The sequence below is a fragment of the Acidaminococcus sp. CAG:542 genome, from assembly GCF_000437815.1.
Lineage (GTDB): Bacteria > Bacillota > Negativicutes > Acidaminococcales > Acidaminococcaceae > Acidaminococcus.
The window spans coordinates 3,725-21,396 of record NZ_FR902054.1; the positions used below are offsets into that span (position 1 = coordinate 3,725).

Genomic DNA, 17,672 nt, shown 5'->3' on the forward strand with positions numbered 1-17,672 from the left:
CCTGCCGGTCCAGGCAGTGGGCGGCGTCATGCAGTCCGTGCCCACCTACTTCCTCCTGCGGAAGGATCCGGCCATGCAGACCGTAGCGGACAAAATCGACAAGGTACTGAAACAGATGAAGGAAGATGGAACCTTAAAGCAGATTTCCATCAAATACCTGGGCAAGGACTACACGGTCCAGCCTCAATAAGAAGAAAGGATGAAAGCAAGCATGGGAAGTTTTTTCAGCGTCCAGTACATGGTGGACTCGTTCCCCACACTGGCCAGTTATCTGCCGGTGACCCTGTTCATTACTCTGGTGTCCGGGGTCCTGGGGATTTTCCTGGGGATGGGGCTGGCGGTGATCCGGGTGAAGAAGATTCCCGGACTGAACCTGCTGACCCGGGTGTTCATTTCCTTTATCCGGAGCACCCCCTTCCTGGTCCAGCTGTTCGTGGTGTATTTCGGTGTGCCGGAACTGCTGCAGAAAATGGGGCTGGATGTGAATGAACTGCCTCCCATGCTGTTCATCCTGGTGATCTTCGTCCTCCATGTGGGGGCCTATGGGGCGGAAATCCTCCGGTCCAGCATCCTGGCAGTGGCCCCGGGAGAAAAGGAAGCGGCCGCCAGCCTGGGGATGACCAGCTGCCAGGTATACCGCCGGGTGATCCTGCCCCAGGCCCTGGTGCTGTCCATTCCTCCCCTTTTGAACGAAATCATCAGTACCCTGAAAAGCACCGCCCTGATCTTTAACGTGGGGATCGTGGACATGATGCGCCAGGCGGATCTGATGGGGGGCAACAGCCAGCGGTATCTGGAATTGTATGTGGACGCCGCCATTTTGTACGGCATCCTGATCTTTGCCCTGACGGTGGCGGGCCGGCAGGTGGAAAGTCATTTCAATGTGGCCCAAAGGGCCCGGAAGACCCAGCTGAAGGAGGTGGCTCTCAATGAATGAACCGTTTTTGGACGGAGAATATTTCTGGGCCGCCCTTCAGGCGGTGCTTCCCTATGTGAAGGTGACCCTGGGGCTGACTTTGGCCAGTGTGGTCCTGGGAGCCATCCTGGGCCTCATCTGCTGCCTGGTGGAGATCCGGAAGGTGCCGGTGCTGTCCCAATTGGCCCGGCTGTATGTGCTGGTGTGCCGGAGCCTGCCCAACATGGTGCTGCTGTACCTGGTGTATTACGGGGTGCCTCTCCTGCTGATGGCCCTGGCCCAGAAAGGCCATGTGGTGTTCCATGTGGAGAAGGTGACGGCTCTCCAGATCGCGGTGGTGGGGCTTACCCTCCACACCGGGGCCTATCTGACGGAAATCTTCCGGGCGGCTCTCCAGTCCATCCCGGAAGGCCAGCTGGAAGCAGCCCAGTCCATCGGGATGACCTGGCTCCAGGCCTACCGGCGGGTGATCCTGCCCCAGGCGGCGGTGTTCGCCCTGCCTCTTTTCGCCAACCAGTTCCTGTCCACCATGAAGAGCACCAGCATTGTGTTCGTGATCACGGTGATTGAACTGTTCGGAGCGGCGAAACTGTTTTGTGAAGACAACTCCCAGTATTTCGAAGCCTATATGGCAGTGGCCTGTATTTACTGGGCCATGGGGGTATTTTTTGAATTTGTGTTTGACCGGCTGGAATTTCGTCTGAGCCGGTTCAGAAGGGGGAATGCATTGTGATCCGGTTGGAACATGTGTTGAAAAAATTCGGGAACCGGACGGTGCTCCGGGATGTGAGCATGGAGGTGCCCACCGGCAGCGTGACGGTGATCCTGGGGCCCTCGGGCAGCGGGAAGACCACTTTCTTGCGGACTATCAACTTTCTGGGCCAGGCGGACGGGGGGACCCTCCAGCTGGATGAGGACAAGCCGGTGGATATGGCCCATGCCTCCAAAAAGGAGATCCTCCAGGTGCGCCGGAACACGGCCATGGTGTTCCAGCTGTACAACCTGTTTTCCCACATGACCGTGCTGGAAAACGTCATGGAGGGGCTGGTGACCGTCCAGAAAAAGAGCCGGCAGGAAGCCCGGGAACGGGCCCTGGCCTGCCTGAACGAGGTGGATATGGACCAGTTCCAGGATTATTATCCCATCCAGCTGTCCGGGGGACAGCAGCAGCGGGTGGGGATCGCCCGGGCCCTGGCCATGAATCCCAAGGTGATCCTTTTTGACGAACCCACCTCCGCCCTGGACCCGGAGCTGGTGGGAGAAGTGCTCACGGTGATCAAAAAAATCGCCCGGGAATGGAAGGTGACCATGATCATCGTCACCCACGAAATCGCCTTTGCCCGGGAAATCGCCGATCAGGTAATCTTCATGGAAAACGGCCTGATTGTGGAACAGGGAACGGCGGACCAGGTGCTGAGCCACCCGAAAGAACAGCGGACCCGGCAGTTCCTGAACCGGTTTTTGAACAACAGCTGCCTGGCCTGCCATGTGTTGGAACAGGAAGGAGGGGATGGGCTGTGGCATACGCGCGTCAGCTGACCGTGGAGGATGCGGAAATCTATTTTGATGTGCTCCACCGGAGCTACCAGACGGACCGGCAGTATCCCATCAGCTTTTCCGCCATGGACGCCACCCTGGAGGATGAAAAACGGTGGCTGGCCACCCAGCCCACCTACGGGTGGTTCGAGGGAGAGAAGCTGATCAGCGCCATTTCCCTGCGGATGCCCTGGGGAGGGCACCCGGGGCCCAAGGCACTGCCCCATATCGGCCAGTTCATTACGGACCCGGATTATGCCCATCGGGGGTACGCAAAAAAAATCCTCCACTGGGTGGAGGAAGAGGTGCTGAAAAAGCAGCTGAAGGCCCCGGCGGTAACCCTGGGCACGGCGGATACCCATCCCTGGCTGAAAGCCATGTACCTGCACCTGGGGTTCCAGGTGATCGGGGAAAAGCAGCTGCCCGGGAAGAAGCACAAGACGGTGTATTTGGAAAAGAAGATGTGAGAAGAAAAAGGAGGCTGCTGCACAGAACGTACAGCAGCCTCCTTTTTGGGGCCGCGATCCGCGACCGGTGTGCTGCTCCTGCAGCACACCTTATTCTTTCGCCGGAAACAGTTTCGTCAGACCCCATGTCAGGCCGGCGAACAGGGCCATGACCAGGAACAGGGTGGGGTAGGCGATGACGAGAAGCTGCAGGGCTGCGGTTACGGAATCCATGTTTCTGCCTCCTTTACATTAACACCGGGATCAGGGCCATGGCCAGGCCGCCGGCTACTACGCTGGCCACCTGTCCGGCCACGTTCACTCCGATGGCGGACTGGATGATGAAGTTGGTGGGGTCTTCCTTCAGGGCCATCCGGGCGATGACCCGGCCGGAGATGGGGAAGGCGGAAATGCCGCAGGCCCCGATCATGGGATTGATCTTCTTTTTCAGGAACAGGTTGGCTATTTTGGCGAACAGCAGGCCACCCACCGTGTCGAAGATGAAGGCCACCGCACCCAGGGCCAGGATCTTCAGCACCTGGAGGGTCAGGATGTTTTCCGCGGTCATGGTGGCTCCTACGGTGATCCCCAGGAGCAGGGTCACCAGGTTGGTCAGTTCATTCTGGGCACAGTTGGACAGGCTGTCGCAGCAGCCGGACACTTTCAGCAGGTTCCCGAACATCAGGGCCCCGATGAGGGGTACGGAAATGGGAGCGATGATCCCGGCGATCAGGGTGACCATAAGCGGGAACAGGAACAGGGCTGTCTGGGATACGGGCTTTTCTTCGTGATAGGGCATCCGGATCCGCCGTTCTTCTTTGGTGGTCAGCAGCTTCACCACAGGAGGCTGGATAATGGGCACCAGGGACATGTAGCAGAAGGCGGTGACGGTAAGGGGAGCCAGCATCTCGGTGGCGAATTTCTGGGCCACGAAAATGGTGGTGGGGCCGTCAGCGGCGCCGATGATCCCGATGGAAGCGGCTTCGTTGAAGGGGAAGCCCACCAGGGTGGCACAGAGGGTGGCGGCGAAAATCCCCAGGTGGGCGGCGGCTGCGAACAGCATCATGTAGGGAGCCCGGATCAGGGGAGTGAAGTCGCACATGGCGCCGATGCCGATGAAGATCAGCACCGGGAACAGTTCGTTGGCGATACCCATGTTGTACAGGACGGTAAGGAAGCCCGGTTCACCGCCCCCGGTGGGCATGACGGCAAAATGGCCGGGGATGTTGGCCAGGATGCAGCCCACCCCCATGGGGAAAAGGAGCACCGGCTCGTAGCCCTTCCGGACCCCCAGCCAGATCAGGATGGCCCCGATGGCCAGCATGACCCAGATGGTCCAGTCGCCCATGGCGAAGACCCCGGAAAACAGTTCCTGCAGTACTTGGCTTGCGTTTGACATACAATCACCTCATTGTAGAATGTGCCAGGTAGAACACCAAAAAAGAGGACCGGACATTTTTCAATGCCAGGTCCTCATGATCCCTCCTGCCCCTGTGCCATACGCAGGAAGGTTTTATCCAGTTGTAGGAGTATTATAGCGTATTTTGAGGGGGAGCGCAAGGGGGAAGTGTGGTATAATAGGAATCGAATCTGGAGGCGGTGCCTCCTACTACAGGGGAGTGACAGATATGGATTTCAAGGAAGTTATGGAAAATGCCAGAAAATGTCTGGGTAAATGCAAGGGCTGCCCGGTGTGCAACGGGGTTGCCTGCCGGAACACCATTCCCGGGCCCGGAGCCAAAGGAGTGGGGGATACGGCCATCCGGAACTACGCCAAATGGCAGGACATCCGTGTGGTGATGGATACCCTTTGCGAAAAACGGCCGGTGGACACTTCCATCGAACTGTTCGGACGGACCTTCAAATATCCCATTTTCGCCGGTCCGGTGGGGGCTGTGGCCATGCACTACAGCGACAAATACAATGATGTGACCTACAATGCGGAACTGGTGCCCGGGTGCGCGGAAGCGGGCATCGCCGCCTTTACCGGGGACGGGATGGATCCCCAGGTGATGCAGGGAGCCACCGCTGCCATCAAGGCCTGCGGCGGGATGGGGGTGCCCACGGTGAAACCCTGGAACGCCCAGATGATCGCTGAAAAAATGGACCTGGTGAAACAATCCGGGGCCTTTGCCGTGGCCATGGACGTGGATGCGGCCGGGCTGCCCTTCCTGAAGAACTTCGTCCCCCCTGCGGGCAGCAAATCCGTGGAAGAAATGCAAGCCATCATCAAAGACGCGGGTCTGCCCTTCATCATCAAGGGGATCATGAGCGTGAAGGGGGCCCTGAAGGCCCGGGAAGCCGGTGCTTCTGCCATCGTTGTCTCCAACCACGGGGGCCGGGTGCTGGACCAGAGCCCGGCAACGGCGGAAGTGCTGGAAGAAATCGCCGTGGCCGTAGGCGGCACCATGAAGATCTTTGTGGACGGGGGCATCCGCAGCGGGGTGGATGTGTTCAAGGCCCTGGCACTGGGGGCTGACGCGGTGCTCATTGCCCGTCCCTTTGTGAACGCGGTCTATGGGGGCGGCAAGGAAGGCGCCAGACTCCTGGCGGACAAACTGGGGGCGGAACTGGCGGACACCATGGAAATGTGCGGCGCCGCTTCCCTGAAGGAAATCTCTTCGGAAATGGTCCGGAAATAAGGTGGAGGGGCTTTGAACCAGATTAGACATTTTTCCCCTTCCCAGCTGATCGCCCTGACTTTCGCCGGGCTGATCCTGGCCGGGGCCCTGCTGCTGATGCTGCCCTTTGCCGGCCGGGAAGGGGCAGGGCTGTCCTTTGTGGACGCTCTCTTCACCGCCACTTCCGCCTCCTGCGTCACCGGCCTTGTGGTGGTGGATACAGGGACGTATTTTTCTACTTTCGGCCAATTGGTGATCATCGCCCTGATCCAGCTGGGGGGCCTGGGACTGGTGCTGTTCGCCACGTTGTTTTCCGTATTGCTGCGGAAAAAGATCGACCTGCAATCCCGGCTGAACATCCAGGCTTCCCTGAACCAGGACGAACTGGATGGGGTGGTGCGGATGAGCCTGCGGATCGCCAAATACACGGCGGTGATCGAAGGGTTCTTCGGCACGGTGCTGGCCTTCCGGTTCTGGCCCCAGTACGGCCTCCGGGGGATCTACTACGGCTACTGGCACGCGGTGTCTGCCTTCTGCAACGCCGGGTTCGACCTGTTCGGCCACTACCAGAGCCTGACGGCTTTTGTGGGGGATCCGGTGGTGAACCTGTCCATCGGCCTGCTGATCATCCTGGGGGGCCTGGGGTTCGCGGTGATGCGGGACGTGCTCCAGAAACGGAACTTCCAGCGGCTGAAGCTCCACAGCAAAATGGTGCTGACAGTGACCGGGCTGCTGATCGCCATCGGGATGATCGGGTTCGCTCTGCTGGAAAGCCGGAATCCTGCCACCCTGGGCAGCCTCAGCACCGGGGATGCCTTCTGGGCCAGCTTCATGCAGTCGGTGAGCCCCCGGACCGCCGGGTTCAACTCCGTGGACCTGAACAGCCTCCGGGTGCCCACCATGATCCTCACCATTTTCCTCATGTTCATCGGGGCATCCCCGGCATCCACCGGGGGCGGCATCAAGACCACCACCTTTGCCCTGCTGCTGCTGAACATCTGGCAGGTGGTCCGGGGCAAAAGCGAATGTGAGATCTTCGGACGGCGGATCGGGGAGGAGACCCTGTTCCAGGCCTTCGCCATCACCAGCCTGTCCCTTCTGTGGGTGGCCTTTGCCACCCTGGCCCTCACCTGCCTGGAGGACACCAGCTTTCTGGCGGCGGCTTTCGAAGTGGTGTCCGCCTATGCCACGGTGGGGCTGTCCACCGGGCTCAGCCAGCATATCGGCACCGCCAGCAAGATCATCCTGATTTTGTCCATGTATGCAGGCCGGGTAGGGTTCATGACCTTCGCCCTGGCCCTGGCGGCCAACAAACCTTCGGGACACATCCATTATCCCAAGGAACATATCATCATCGGTTAGGAGTTATGGGGATATCATGAAAAACAAACAGCAATTTATCGTCTGGGGATTGGGCCGGTTCGGCAGCAGTGTGGCGGAAACCCTCACTGCCCTGGGTCACGAGGTCCTGGGCGTGGACAACAATGAAGATGTGGTGGAAAACATGGCGGACAAACTGACCCATGCGGTGGTCTGCGACGTAATCGACGAAAAGACGGTGAACAGCCTGGGGATCCGGAATTTCGACGTGGGGATCGTGGCCATCGGCACCCTGGAACCCAGCCTGCTGGCCACCATGCTGCTCCGGGAAGCGGGGCTGAAGACCATTGTGGCCAAGGCTTCCAATCCCATCCACGGGAAGATGCTGAAGAAGCTGGGAGCCACCAAGATCATCTATCCGGAACGGGACATGGGACGCCGGGTGGGCCACAACCTGGCCTACACCAATATCCTGGATTTTGTGGAACTGTCCGACAACATCTGCCTGATGGAAGTGAACCTGAGCCCCAAAATGGCTGGGAAAAGCCTGGCGGAAATGGACGTGCGCCGGAAGTACCAGGTGAACGTGGTGGCCATCAAACACCAGGACGGCTCCACGGAAATGACCCTGGAACCCACCAAGCCCCTTGCGGAAGGGGACCTTTTGGTGGTCATCGGCAGCCGGAAAAGTGTGGAAGCCCTGGAGGACGGCATATGATCAGTACCCTGACATCGTTGAAGAATGACCTGGTGAAGCGGGCGGCTTCCCTGAAAATGAAAAAATACCGCCAGAAGGAAGGCCTGTTCCTGCTGGAAGGGAAACGGGCAGTGGAAGAAGCCCTGGCTTCCCAATGGAATATCCGGGCCCTGTTCTTTACCCGGCTGCCGGAAGGCTGGGAACAAAAGGCGGAAGAAAGCAGCCTGCCCTGGTATGAAGTGCCCCTGCCGGTGCTCCAGAAGATCACCGCCACCGAAGACCCTCAGAGTGTGGCGGCCCTGGTGGAGATCCGGCCCCGGGACCTGGGGGATTTTGCCCCGGACCGGGGATTCGTGCTGGTGCTGGACCAGATCCGGGACCCGGGGAACCTGGGGACGTTGATCCGCACTGCCGATGCCCTGGGGGCCGCCGGGGTGGTGCTGCTGAAGGATACGGCGGACCTGTACAATCCCAAGGTGGTCCGGTCCACCATGGGGTCCCTGTTCCACCTGCCGGTGCTTACCGGGGTGGAGCCGGCGGACCTGGAAACCTGGTGCCGGAAAAACGGATACGCCCTGTGGGCCACGGCCCTGGAAGGGGCGGAAGACATGACGAAGCTCCAGTGGCCGGCCAAGACCGCCCTGGTGCTGGGCAGCGAGGCGGAAGGGGTGTCCCCGGAGCTCCTCAAAGCCGCGGACCAGAAGGTGAAGATCCCCATGGCCGGCCAGGCGGAAAGCCTGAACGTGGCTGTAGCCGGGGGCATCGTAATGTTCCAGGCGGCCCGCTCCTTTTCCAGTTGACCACCGGGTCTAAGAAGTGTATAATAAACACGAATTTCAAACCAACAGGCGATGACAGAGACAGTACGCTTCTGGCTGGTACAGCGATCCGGGGAGGGTGGGAGCCCGGACAGGAGGCCTTTTGCGGAAGATCACTCTGGAGCCGGTCTTTGAACCAGCAGTAGGGGACCCGGGTTATGACCGTTATCCCATACAAGAGTGGCAGCAAAGCTGTCATGAGGGTGGTACCACGGGCCCTTTTGTCCCGTCCCTTTCGGGGGACGGGATTTATTTTTTTGGAGGTGTGCAAGAGTGAGCAAGAAAGACGACAAGTACGCAGCAACCCTGAATCTTCCGGAAACGGAATTCCCCATGCGGGCAGGGCTGCCCAAACGGGAACCGGATTTCCTGGATTTCTGGTATAAAAATGATATCTATGGAGAAAAACAGAAGCTCCATGCAGGCCACAAGAAGTTCGTCCTCCACGACGGACCTCCCTACGCCAACGGCAAGATCCACATGGGCCATGCCCTGAACAAGGTCCTGAAGGACATCATCATCAAATACAAATACGCCCAGGGCTATGACACCCCCTACGTCCCCGGCTGGGATACCCACGGCATGCCCATCGAACATGCCTGCCTGAAGGCCACCGGGGTGGACCGTCACAAGCTGTCCCCGGTGGAACTGCGGAAAATGTGCCGGGAATATGCCCTCCAGTGGATCGACACCCAGCGGAAGGACTTCAAACGGCTGGGTGTGCTGGGCGACTGGGACCATCCCTATGTAACCCTGGATCCTCATTTCGAAGCGGAACAGATCCGGGTGTTCGGCACCATGGCCAACAAGGGCTACATCTATAAAGGGAAGAAGACCGTATACTGGTGCCCTCACTGCGAAACTGCCCTGGCCGAAGCGGAAATCGAATACGCCGACCAGAAGACGCCCACCATTTTCGTGAAGATGCCGCTGGTAAAAGACAACGGGCTGACTCCGGAAGCCGCCAAGGGCAAAAAAGCTTATATGGTGATTTGGACCACTACCCCCTGGACCATTCCTGCCAACGTGGCTGTGGCCCTGAACCCGGACTTTGACTATGCCTGGGTGGAATACAACGGGGAAGTGCTGATCATGGCCGCCGATATGGTGGACAAAGTGGCCCAGGAATGCGGGGTGGAATTCGGCCCTGTGCTGGGGACCACCAAAGGCCGTGCCTTTGAATATGCGGAATGCGAACATCCCTTCCCGGAATACAACCACCGGAAATCCCTGGTGGTGCTGGCTGACTATGTGGACAAGGAAGCCGGTTCCGGCTGCGTCCATACGGCTCCCGGCCATGGGGACGTGGACTATCTCACCGGTCTGAAATACAAGCTGCCCATCCTGTGCCCGGTGGACCAGAAGGGCTGCTTCACTGAAGAAGCCGGGGAACTGTTCCAAGGCAAGTTCGTCTTTGACAGCAACGGCTTGGTGATCAAACATCTGGCGGAACAGAACGCCATCCTGGGCAAAAAGACCATCCATCACCAGTACGCCCACTGCTGGCGCTGCAAGAACCCCATTATCTTCCGGGCTTCCGAGCAGTGGTTCGCTTCCGTGGACGGGTTCCGGGATGAAGCCCTGAAGGCCATTTCCGAAGACGTCCAGTGGATCCCCAGCTGGGGGGAATCCCGGATCCACAACATGGTGGCCGACCGGCATGACTGGTGCATTTCCCGGCAGAGAGTCTGGGGCGTGCCCATTCCCATCTTCTACTGCGAAGACTGCGGGGAACCTCTGATCAACGAAGACACGGTGGAAAAGATCGCCACCATTTTCGATAAAGAAGGCAGCGACGCCTGGTGGAACCACACCGCCGAAGAACTGCTGCCGGAAGGGACCAAATGCCCCAAATGCGGGGGCACCCACTTCCGGAAGGAAAAGGACATCATGGACGTGTGGTTCGACAGCGGCTCCTCCCACATGGGGGTATGCAAGCGCCGTCCGGAACTGAGCTGGCCCGCGGACATGTACCTGGAAGGCAGTGACCAGCACAGAGGCTGGTTCCAGAGCTCCCTTCTGACCAGTGTGGCCGTCACCGGCAAGGCTCCCTACCGGAGCGTGCTGACCCACGGCTATGTGCTGGACGGGGAAGGCCGGAAAATGTCCAAATCCTTGGGGAACGTGGTGGTGCCCCAGGAAGTCATCGATCAGTACGGAGCGGATATCGTCCGGCTGTGGGCGGCTTCTTCCGACTACAAGCAGGATGTGCGGATCTCCCCGGTGATCCTGAAGCAGCTGGCGGAAGCCTACCGGAAAGTCCGGAACACCATCCGGTACATCCTGGGGAACACCCATGATTTCGATTATGAAACCCAGAAGGTGGCCTTTGCCGACATGGAAGAACTGGACCAGTGGGCCCTCATGCGCTTCGAAGCCCTGAAGAAGGACGTGACCGAAGCCTATGAAACCTACGACTTCCACGTGCTGTTCCATGCCATCCACGATTTCTGCACCGTGGACATGAGCTCCTTCTATCTGGACATCATCAAAGACCGTCTGTACACCAGCCGGAAGGACAGCAAGGCCCGCCGGTCCGCCCAGACTGCCATGACCCAGATCCTCCGGGAACTGATGGTGATGCTGATGCCGGTGCTGAGCTTCACCATGGAAGAAGTGTACCAGTATATGAACAAACCGGCTGATGCTCCCCAGAGCGTGCAGATGCTGCCCTGGCCCCAGGCCCATCCGGAATATGTGAAGGAAGACCTGAAGGCCAAATGGGATGCCTTCATCGCCATCCGGGGTGAAATCACCAAGGTGCTGGAAGGGGCCCGCCGGGCCAAGACCATCGGCCATTCCCTGGATGCCAAGGTGGAACTGTTCGCCACCGGGGATGCCCTGGCGGAACTGAAGGCCGTGGAAAAGGATCTGCCGGCGCTCCTGATCGTGTCCCAGGCGGAAGTCCACGAAGGGCTCACCGACGCCGGGGAAGCCACCGGCCGGGACGACCTGAAGGTGCTGGTGGAAGCTGCCGAAGGGGAGAAATGTGAACGGTGCTGGTGCTACAGCAAGACCGTAGGCCAGGATCCCAAGCATCCCACCCTGTGTGCCAAGTGCTGTGAGGCGGTGGAGTGACACTGGTTGTCAATAGTCAATAGTCAATGGTCAATGGCCGGATGAGGCCAAACGCGGCAGGCGTTTGGCGTTCCATCTGCCCGGGGCAGATGGTGATGAATGGAAACGCAGCCGGGGGCTGCTAACCCACCACCAGCCTTGCGGCTGGTCCCCCGCCCTTGAAAAGGGCGGATATACGCTCGGGCCTCCGGCCCATTGCTTGGGGCACCAGGGCAGCAAGTCTGCATACCCTGAAATGAAGGATTGCGCGTACCTCAAAACGAGGGACTTTATGTCCCGAGTTTTTATCCGCCCTTTACAAGGGCGGGGGACCGTTGCGCTGGCGCAATGGTGGTGGGTTAGCCGCCTTGGCGGCGTTTCCCATCGTGGCCAAACGCATTTGCGTTTGGCTTCCATCGGTTGCTGACCAAAAAGGGATTGTCACTTGACAATCCCTTTTTCCATGGCTACAATATACGTAACGGAGGTATAGTACCATGGAACATCTGAAGACAATGCGGGACAAGAATGGGAAGGATTATCAGGACCTGATCACCCGTTTGAACCGGATTGAAGGCCAGGTGCGGGGAGTGAAAAAAATGCTGGAAGAAGACCGGTACTGTGTGGACATCCTGACCCAGGTCAGTGCCATCACCTGCGGCCTCAATGCCTTCAACAAAAAGCTCCTGGCCAACCACATCAAAAGCTGTGTGGTCAACGACATCCGGGCCGGGGACGATTCTGTAGTGGACGAACTGTGCGAAACCCTGCAGAAACTGATGAAATGAAAAAACGGCGTACTGCCTGTGGAAATTGAAGGAGGAACTGTAATGGAAAAAGAACTGAAAGTCAATGGAATGATGTGCGTCAACTGCCAGAAACACGTCCATGATGCCCTGGCCGCCATGGCCGGCGTATCCAGTGTGGACGTCAACCTGGAAAAAGGCACTGCCAAAGTGACCGCTGACCGGGACATCCCCCAGGATGAATTCAAGAAGGTCATCGAAGAAGCAGGGTATGAATTGGCGTGAGAGCCGGGGCCGGGGGTGTGGAAAATCCACACCCCCTTTTTCGCTTGCGTCCGAAAACCACTCATGATATAATGACTCCTGTTAGATTCGCTGTTGCTTTAGAAGGATTCTTACAGAAGAAAGGATGATTTTCAGTGAAAAAGCAATTGATGGCCCTGGTTATGGCCCTGCTGGTGTGCGTTGGCTGCTCTGGCGCCCTGGTTCCGGCTACGGCCTATGCTGCCGAAACCATCGGTTATGTGGATTTAAATACCGTATTCTCCCACCATCCTGATTTCGCCTCTGCCCGGGCTGCCATGAGCCTGGAACAGCAGAACGCCCAGAAGGAATTCCAGGAAAAGGCCCCCAGCCTGGACGATAACGGCAAACGGGCCCTGGACAACACCCTGACCGAACGGATTGCCAAGAGAGAACAGGATCTGTTCGATCCTATCCGGAAGAAGATCCTGACCGCAGTCCACAAAGTGGCCAAGGAAAAGGGCATCAACACGGTTCTCAGCGCCGGTGCCGTAGTTGACGGCGGCGTGGACATCACCAACGATGTGATGAAGGCCGTAGGAGCAAAATAAATCGGACACGAAAAGGTGCTGCCTGGCAGCACCTTTTTTGCATTTGGAAAGGAAAAAACAATGAACCAAAATGACGACAGCCGCAACCTGGGGGGTGTGGCCTTCCTGCCCCTCATTGTCTTCCTGGCTTTGTACATCGGCTGCGGGCTGGCCTTTACCCTGCTGGGGATCCCCAAGCCCTTCAGCTTCCTGCCCCGGCACGTGGCCCTTCTGGCCGGGACCCTGGTGGCCTTTATGCTGTGGAAAAAGGGCCCCATCGATGAAAAACTGAAAGTCTTCTGCACCGGCATGGGAGATTCCGGGGTGATGATGATCGTACTGATCTATCTCCTGGCCGGGGGGTTCCAGGGGGCAGCGGCTGCCATCGGGGGGAAGACTTCCGTGGTGAATTTCTGTCTCCAGTTCGTGCCGCCGTCCTTCCTGATTCCCGGGGTGTTCCTGATGTGCTGCTTCATTTCCACTGCCATCGGCACCAGCATGGGCACCATTGCCGCCATGGCTCCGGTGGCCATCGGGGTGGCCCAGGGGGCGGGACTCAACGCGGCCGCCGTGTGCGCTGCGGTGATCTGCGGCTCTTATTTCGGGGACAACCTGTCCATGATCTCTGACACCACCATTGCGGCGGCGGAAGGGTGCGGATCCAAAATGAAGGACAAGTTCCGGATGAACTTTGCCATTGCCCTGCCGGCAGCCCTGGTGAGCCTGGTGCTGTTCTACCTGGTCAGCGGCCAGGTCCAGGGAGGCATCCAGGTGGGGGATTACAACCTGCTCCAGGTGCTGCCCTATGTGGTGGTGCTGGTGCTGGCCCTGATGGGGATCAACGTGGCTTTGGTGCTCTTCGGGGGGATCCTCCTTACCGGGTGCATCGGGCTCCTTCAGGGCACCGTGGACATTTTCGGCTGGGCCAAGGGGCTGGGAGATGGCATGGCGGACATGTTCTCCATCAGCATGGTGGCCATCCTGGTGTCCGGGATCATCGGCCTGGTCCGGTACTACGGGGGCGTGGAATGGCTGGTGGGGAAGATCACCGGCTGGATCCACGGCCGGAAAGGGGCGGAATACGGCATCGGGCTTTTGAGCGGGCTCCTGTCCGCTGCCATGGTGAACAACACCATTGCCATTATCGTCACCTGTCCCATTGCCAAGGTGATCGGGAAGAAGTATGACATCGCGCCCAAACGGCTGGCCAGCCTGGTAGACATTTTCGCCTGCAGCTTCCTGTGCGTCATGCCCCACGACGGAGGCATGCTCATCGTCACCCAGCTGGCAGGCACTTCGCCCCTGGACGTAATGAAGTACTGCTACTACGTGTACGCCCTGCTGATCGCCGCCTGCGTGACCATCCAGCTGGGGACCCATGAGGGGAAATAAAAGGCTGCCGGGGGCTGCATCCTGTCAGCGGTCAGCGGACGAAGGAAGGAACCCGGGAACGGGTTCCTGGAAGGGAAACGCAGCCTAACGCTGCTAACCCACCACCAGTCTGGCGGCTGGTCCCCCGCCCTTGAAAAGGGCGGATATACGCTCGGGCTGACGCCCATTGCTTTTTCAGTACAAGTGCATAATCCCGAGTACTCATTATCCGCCCTTTACAAGGGCGGGGGACCGTTGCGCTTGCGCAATGGTGGTGGGTTAGCCGCCGGAGGCGGCGTTTCCATTCACAGGAACCTGCAGTTGCAGATTCCTTCCTTCGTCCGATGACTGTTGACTTCCGACCAGGGGGGTGTTGCACGTTATGTGCAACATCCCCCTCTTGACTTTCTTAACTGTATTTGCTAAAATTACAGTATCACAGATCCCAACGGGTCCTTCAAGGAGGTTATTCTTATGGATTTCTTACATATTACCAAAGACAATTTTGACAAAGAGGTGCTCCACAGCAGCAAACCCATGGTGGTGGGCTTTTCCGCCCCCTGGTGCGGCTACTGCAAACGGCTGAAACCGGCTCTGGGCCAGCTGGCCATGGAAATCGCCGACAAGGTTTCTTTCGGGGCCGTGAACATCGACGAAGAACGGGAACTGGCGGAACAGTTCAAGATCGAAACCATCCCCAGCCTGATGCTGGTGAAGGAAGGCCAGTGCAGCGAACTGCTGGTGAACCCGCCTTCCAAGGCGGCGGTGAAGACCTGGCTCCAGGAGAAAGGGGTATTATGAGCAAAATCTATGACATCCTGATCATCGGCGGGGGCCCTGCAGGCTATACGGCGGCTCTTTACGGGGCCCGGAGCGGCTTTTCCACCGCCGTGCTGGAAAAACTCTCTCCCGGAGGCCAGATGGCCACCACCAGCGATGTGGAAAACTATCCCGGATTCCCGGGAGTGGTGGACGGCTTCGAACTGGGAGAACGGATGCAGGAAGGGGCGGAAAAGGCCGGTGCGGAAACGGTGTATGCGGAAGTGACCAAGCTGGACCTTTCCGCCAACCCCAAAGTGGCAGAAACTTCCGAAGGCACTTTCCTGGGCCGGACGGTGATCCTGGCTACCGGGGCCCATCCCCGGAAACTGGGGATCCCCCAGGAGGACGGCCTGGTGAACCGGGGTGTGGCCTACTGCGCCACCTGTGACGGCAGCTTCTACAAGGACAAGGTGGTGGCGGTGAACGGCGGGGGCAATACGGCCGTAGGGGACGCCCTGTACCTGGCCAAACTGGCCAGCAAGGTATACCTGATCCACCGCCGGGATACCCTCCGGGCCACTCCCGTCTATCTCCAGCGGCTGAAGGATGCCGGGGTGGAGATTATCTGGAACAGTGTGGTTGCCGGGCTCCAGGCGGACAAGAAGCTTACCGGGCTGAAACTGAAGAACGTGAAGACCGGAGAAACATCCGTCCTGCCGGTGGACGGGCTCTTTGTGGCCATCGGCCAGCTGCCGGAAAACGACCTGGTGAAGGGCCAGGTGGAAACGGACAGAAACGGCTACATTGTGGCGGGGGAAGACACCAAAACCTCCGTCCCCGGGGTGTTCGCCGTAGGGGATGTGCGGACCAAGGCCGTGCGCCAGATCATCACCGCAGCAGCGGATGGGGCCGTGGCCGTCCATTTCGCCGAGGAATATCTCAACGAAAAATAAAGGAATACAAGAGGAGGGAAGCAGGCTGGCACAGTCCGGCCTGCTTTGCGAGCAATTATGAAAAGTGATTTTATTGTGGCCGTCCATGCGCTGGTCTACCTGTCCCACCGGGGGTGCCTGGCGTCCAGCGAGGAACTGGCCGAAAACATCTGCACCAATCCGGCCCGGGTCCGGAAGATCATGGGCAAACTGAAGAAAATGGGGATCATCACCACCCGGGAAGGCCATGTGGGGGGCTACTGCCCCTGCGAAGGACTGGAAAAGGTCTCCCTGTATGAAATCGCCCAGGGCATGGGCACGGTGTTCGTGGATACCAAATGGCGCAGCGGCAACGAGGAGAACAACTGCTTCATCTCCAGCGGCATGTCTTCCGTGTTCGATTCCCTGTACCGGGAACTGGACCGGCTGTGCATGGATCATCTGAAGGGGATCACCCTGGGGGATGTAACGGAAGAAATCGTGGAAACCCAGCGCCACAGCCAGAAGGAATGCCACGGGGCCATCAGCGGGGACTGCCCGGCCTGGCAGAAGGCTCTGGAGGAGGAGTCCGCCGGAGAAAAACAAAAACAACAGGAAACTTGTGACTGACCGGTCATTTTTCTGCAAAAGTGTGGTATAATATCGATGTTCACAATTTTCTTATGAGGTGATCCTATGAAAAAAATCGGAGCATTCCTGGCAGCAGCTGTCCTGGCTTTCAGTCTCCATGCAGCACCGGCCTTTGCGGACCAGCCTCTGGACACCATCCAGATCACTGGCACCGCCAGCAAAACCGTGGATCCGGACATGGCCACGGTGAACTTCGCCTTTGAAAAACAGGGCGCCACCCTGGAAGAAGTCCGGCAGGCAGGGGCAGAAGCCAGCCGGAAATTCATCAACAGCATGCTGGCCCAGGGGGTGGCCCGGGACGATATTGCCACCATCAGCTACAATGTGTCTCCCCGGTATGAATATCCGAAAAACGGCGGCCAGAAACTGGCCGGCTACCAGGTGTACGGGGCCTGGGAAGTGAAGGAAAAGAACCTGGACCAGCTGGGGAACCTGATCGACAAGGGGCTGGAAAGCGCCAACCGGCTGAACGGAGTCCGGTTCGGCCTCCAGAATGAGGACCTGATCAAACGGCAGCTGCTGGGCCAGGCCGTGGAAAACGCCCGGTATACCGCCCAGGCTGTGGCCAATGCCGGGGGCAGAGGTCTCGGCGTGCTCCGGCAGGCCAGCATTCCCTCCAGTTCCATAGCGGTAGCCCAGCCGGTGCTCCTGGCCCGGATGAACAAAATGGAAATGGCGGACAGTGCCGCCGCTTCCACCCAGCTGGCGCCCAAAGCGCTGACGGTGACCGTGCAGGTGGACACCCTGTTCGCCCTGACCCTGGAGTAACAGGATGGCAGGGAGCAACAAAAAACCGGCTTTTCTCCAACAGGAAAAGCCGGTTTTATTGCAGGGGGCCATGGAGCTGGAAGTGGCAGTGCTCCGGGAGGCCCTGGAAAACGTCCAGGAAGTCCGTCAGGGGGATTTCCTTTTTTGGACCGGGAAACTGGGGAAGCAACAGGCAGTGGTGAGCCGGACCGGGATCGGCACCGCCGCCGCAGCTGCTGC

The 17,672-nt window shown here is 58.9% G+C and carries 20 protein-coding genes, 1 pseudogene and 1 other annotated feature; of the genes and pseudogenes, 19 read left to right on the forward strand and 2 right to left on the reverse strand.

Annotation, left to right across the window (positions count from 1 at the left end; translation table 11 throughout):
* The 5 genes and pseudogenes from QVO43_RS03760 to QVO43_RS03780 all read left to right on the forward strand — a co-directional run.
* Window positions 1–190: pseudogene (locus QVO43_RS03760) on the forward strand (transporter substrate-binding domain-containing protein); the annotation flags it as partial.
* A 21-nt stretch (window positions 191–211) separates the two neighbouring features.
* Entirely contained in the window at window positions 212–937 is a 726-nt protein-coding gene (locus QVO43_RS03765) for an amino acid ABC transporter permease (protein WP_022487256.1), read from the forward strand.
* Window positions 930–1,649, forward strand: a complete 720-nt coding sequence (locus QVO43_RS03770; RefSeq protein WP_022487257.1) for an amino acid ABC transporter permease — start codon at window positions 930–932, stop codon at window positions 1,647–1,649. The genes QVO43_RS03765 and QVO43_RS03770 overlap by 8 nt, the downstream gene beginning before the upstream one ends.
* The gene (locus tag QVO43_RS03775) at window positions 1,646–2,455 is read left to right on the forward strand and encodes an amino acid ABC transporter ATP-binding protein (RefSeq protein WP_022487258.1); all 810 of its coding nucleotides are present in this window, start codon (window positions 1,646–1,648) and stop codon (window positions 2,453–2,455) included. Before QVO43_RS03770 ends, QVO43_RS03775 begins: the two co-directional genes overlap by 4 nt.
* Window positions 2,434–2,919 (forward strand): GNAT family N-acetyltransferase, encoded by a 486-nt coding sequence (locus QVO43_RS03780; protein WP_022487259.1) that lies wholly within the window; start codon window positions 2,434–2,436, stop codon window positions 2,917–2,919. Before QVO43_RS03775 ends, QVO43_RS03780 begins: the two co-directional genes overlap by 22 nt.
* Before the next feature lie 90 nt (window positions 2,920–3,009).
* Here QVO43_RS03780 and QVO43_RS03785 read toward each other — a convergent pair whose 3' ends face one another.
* Window positions 3,010–3,132, reverse strand: coding sequence for a hypothetical protein (locus tag QVO43_RS03785; RefSeq protein ID WP_022487260.1), 123 nt, complete (start codon window positions 3,130–3,132; stop codon window positions 3,010–3,012).
* 13 nt (window positions 3,133–3,145) lie between these two features.
* Window positions 3,146–4,297, reverse strand: a complete 1,152-nt coding sequence (locus tag QVO43_RS03790) for a sodium ion-translocating decarboxylase subunit beta (protein ID WP_022487261.1) — start codon at window positions 4,295–4,297, stop codon at window positions 3,146–3,148.
* Window positions 4,298–4,526: 229 nt separating this feature from the next.
* Here QVO43_RS03790 and QVO43_RS03795 point away from each other — a divergent pair, with 229 nt between their 5' ends.
* The 14 genes from QVO43_RS03795 to QVO43_RS10130 form a co-directional block, all read left to right on the forward strand.
* A complete protein-coding gene (locus QVO43_RS03795) occupies window positions 4,527–5,540 on the forward strand; it encodes an alpha-hydroxy-acid oxidizing protein (RefSeq protein WP_022487262.1) in 1,014 nt (337 codons plus the stop codon).
* Between the two features lie 12 nt (window positions 5,541–5,552).
* Window positions 5,553–6,881: a TrkH family potassium uptake protein gene (locus tag QVO43_RS03800; RefSeq protein WP_022487263.1), complete on the forward strand. Its 1,329-nt coding sequence runs from the start codon at window positions 5,553–5,555 to the stop codon at window positions 6,879–6,881.
* 16 nt (window positions 6,882–6,897) lie between these two features.
* Entirely contained in the window at window positions 6,898–7,557 is a 660-nt protein-coding gene (locus QVO43_RS03805) for a potassium channel family protein (RefSeq protein WP_022487264.1), read from the forward strand.
* Window positions 7,554–8,336 (forward strand): TrmH family RNA methyltransferase, encoded by a 783-nt coding sequence (locus tag QVO43_RS03810; RefSeq protein WP_022487265.1) that lies wholly within the window; start codon window positions 7,554–7,556, stop codon window positions 8,334–8,336. Before QVO43_RS03805 ends, QVO43_RS03810 begins: the two co-directional genes overlap by 4 nt.
* A gap of 42 nt (window positions 8,337–8,378) precedes the next feature.
* Window positions 8,379–8,591: a binding site (T-box leader), on the forward strand.
* Between the two features lie 96 nt (window positions 8,592–8,687).
* Window positions 8,688–11,432, forward strand: coding sequence for an isoleucine--tRNA ligase (ileS, locus tag QVO43_RS03815; RefSeq protein WP_374047536.1), 2,745 nt, complete (start codon window positions 8,688–8,690; stop codon window positions 11,430–11,432).
* Between the two features lie 476 nt (window positions 11,433–11,908).
* Window positions 11,909–12,199 carry a metal-sensing transcriptional repressor gene (locus QVO43_RS03820; protein ID WP_022487267.1) on the forward strand — a complete coding sequence of 97 codons (291 nt, stop codon included), beginning with the start codon at window positions 11,909–11,911 and terminating at the stop codon, window positions 12,197–12,199.
* 42 nt (window positions 12,200–12,241) lie between these two features.
* Window positions 12,242–12,442, forward strand: a complete 201-nt coding sequence (locus QVO43_RS03825) for a heavy-metal-associated domain-containing protein (protein ID WP_022487268.1) — start codon at window positions 12,242–12,244, stop codon at window positions 12,440–12,442.
* A gap of 134 nt (window positions 12,443–12,576) precedes the next feature.
* Window positions 12,577–13,011, forward strand: a complete 435-nt coding sequence (locus QVO43_RS03830; RefSeq protein WP_022487269.1) for an OmpH family outer membrane protein — start codon at window positions 12,577–12,579, stop codon at window positions 13,009–13,011.
* A gap of 60 nt (window positions 13,012–13,071) precedes the next feature.
* Window positions 13,072–14,382: a Na+/H+ antiporter NhaC family protein gene (locus tag QVO43_RS03835; protein WP_022487270.1), complete on the forward strand. Its 1,311-nt coding sequence runs from the start codon at window positions 13,072–13,074 to the stop codon at window positions 14,380–14,382.
* A 453-nt stretch (window positions 14,383–14,835) separates the two neighbouring features.
* The gene (locus QVO43_RS03840) at window positions 14,836–15,162 is read left to right on the forward strand and encodes a thioredoxin family protein (protein ID WP_022487271.1); all 327 of its coding nucleotides are present in this window, start codon (window positions 14,836–14,838) and stop codon (window positions 15,160–15,162) included.
* A complete protein-coding gene (gene trxB, locus QVO43_RS03845; protein WP_022487272.1) occupies window positions 15,159–16,076 on the forward strand; it encodes a thioredoxin-disulfide reductase in 918 nt (305 codons plus the stop codon). The genes QVO43_RS03840 and trxB overlap by 4 nt, the downstream gene beginning before the upstream one ends.
* A gap of 57 nt (window positions 16,077–16,133) precedes the next feature.
* On the forward strand, window positions 16,134–16,664 hold the full coding sequence (locus QVO43_RS03850) for an RrF2 family transcriptional regulator (protein ID WP_022487273.1): 531 nt from the start codon (window positions 16,134–16,136) through the stop codon (window positions 16,662–16,664).
* Between the two features lie 66 nt (window positions 16,665–16,730).
* Entirely contained in the window at window positions 16,731–17,453 is a 723-nt protein-coding gene (locus QVO43_RS03855; RefSeq protein WP_022487274.1) for an SIMPL domain-containing protein, read from the forward strand.
* A gap of 4 nt (window positions 17,454–17,457) precedes the next feature.
* Window positions 17,458–17,672, forward strand: a 215-nt coding sequence (locus QVO43_RS10130; RefSeq protein WP_441293921.1) for a phosphorylase family protein, incomplete at its 3' end; no start/stop codon positions are given.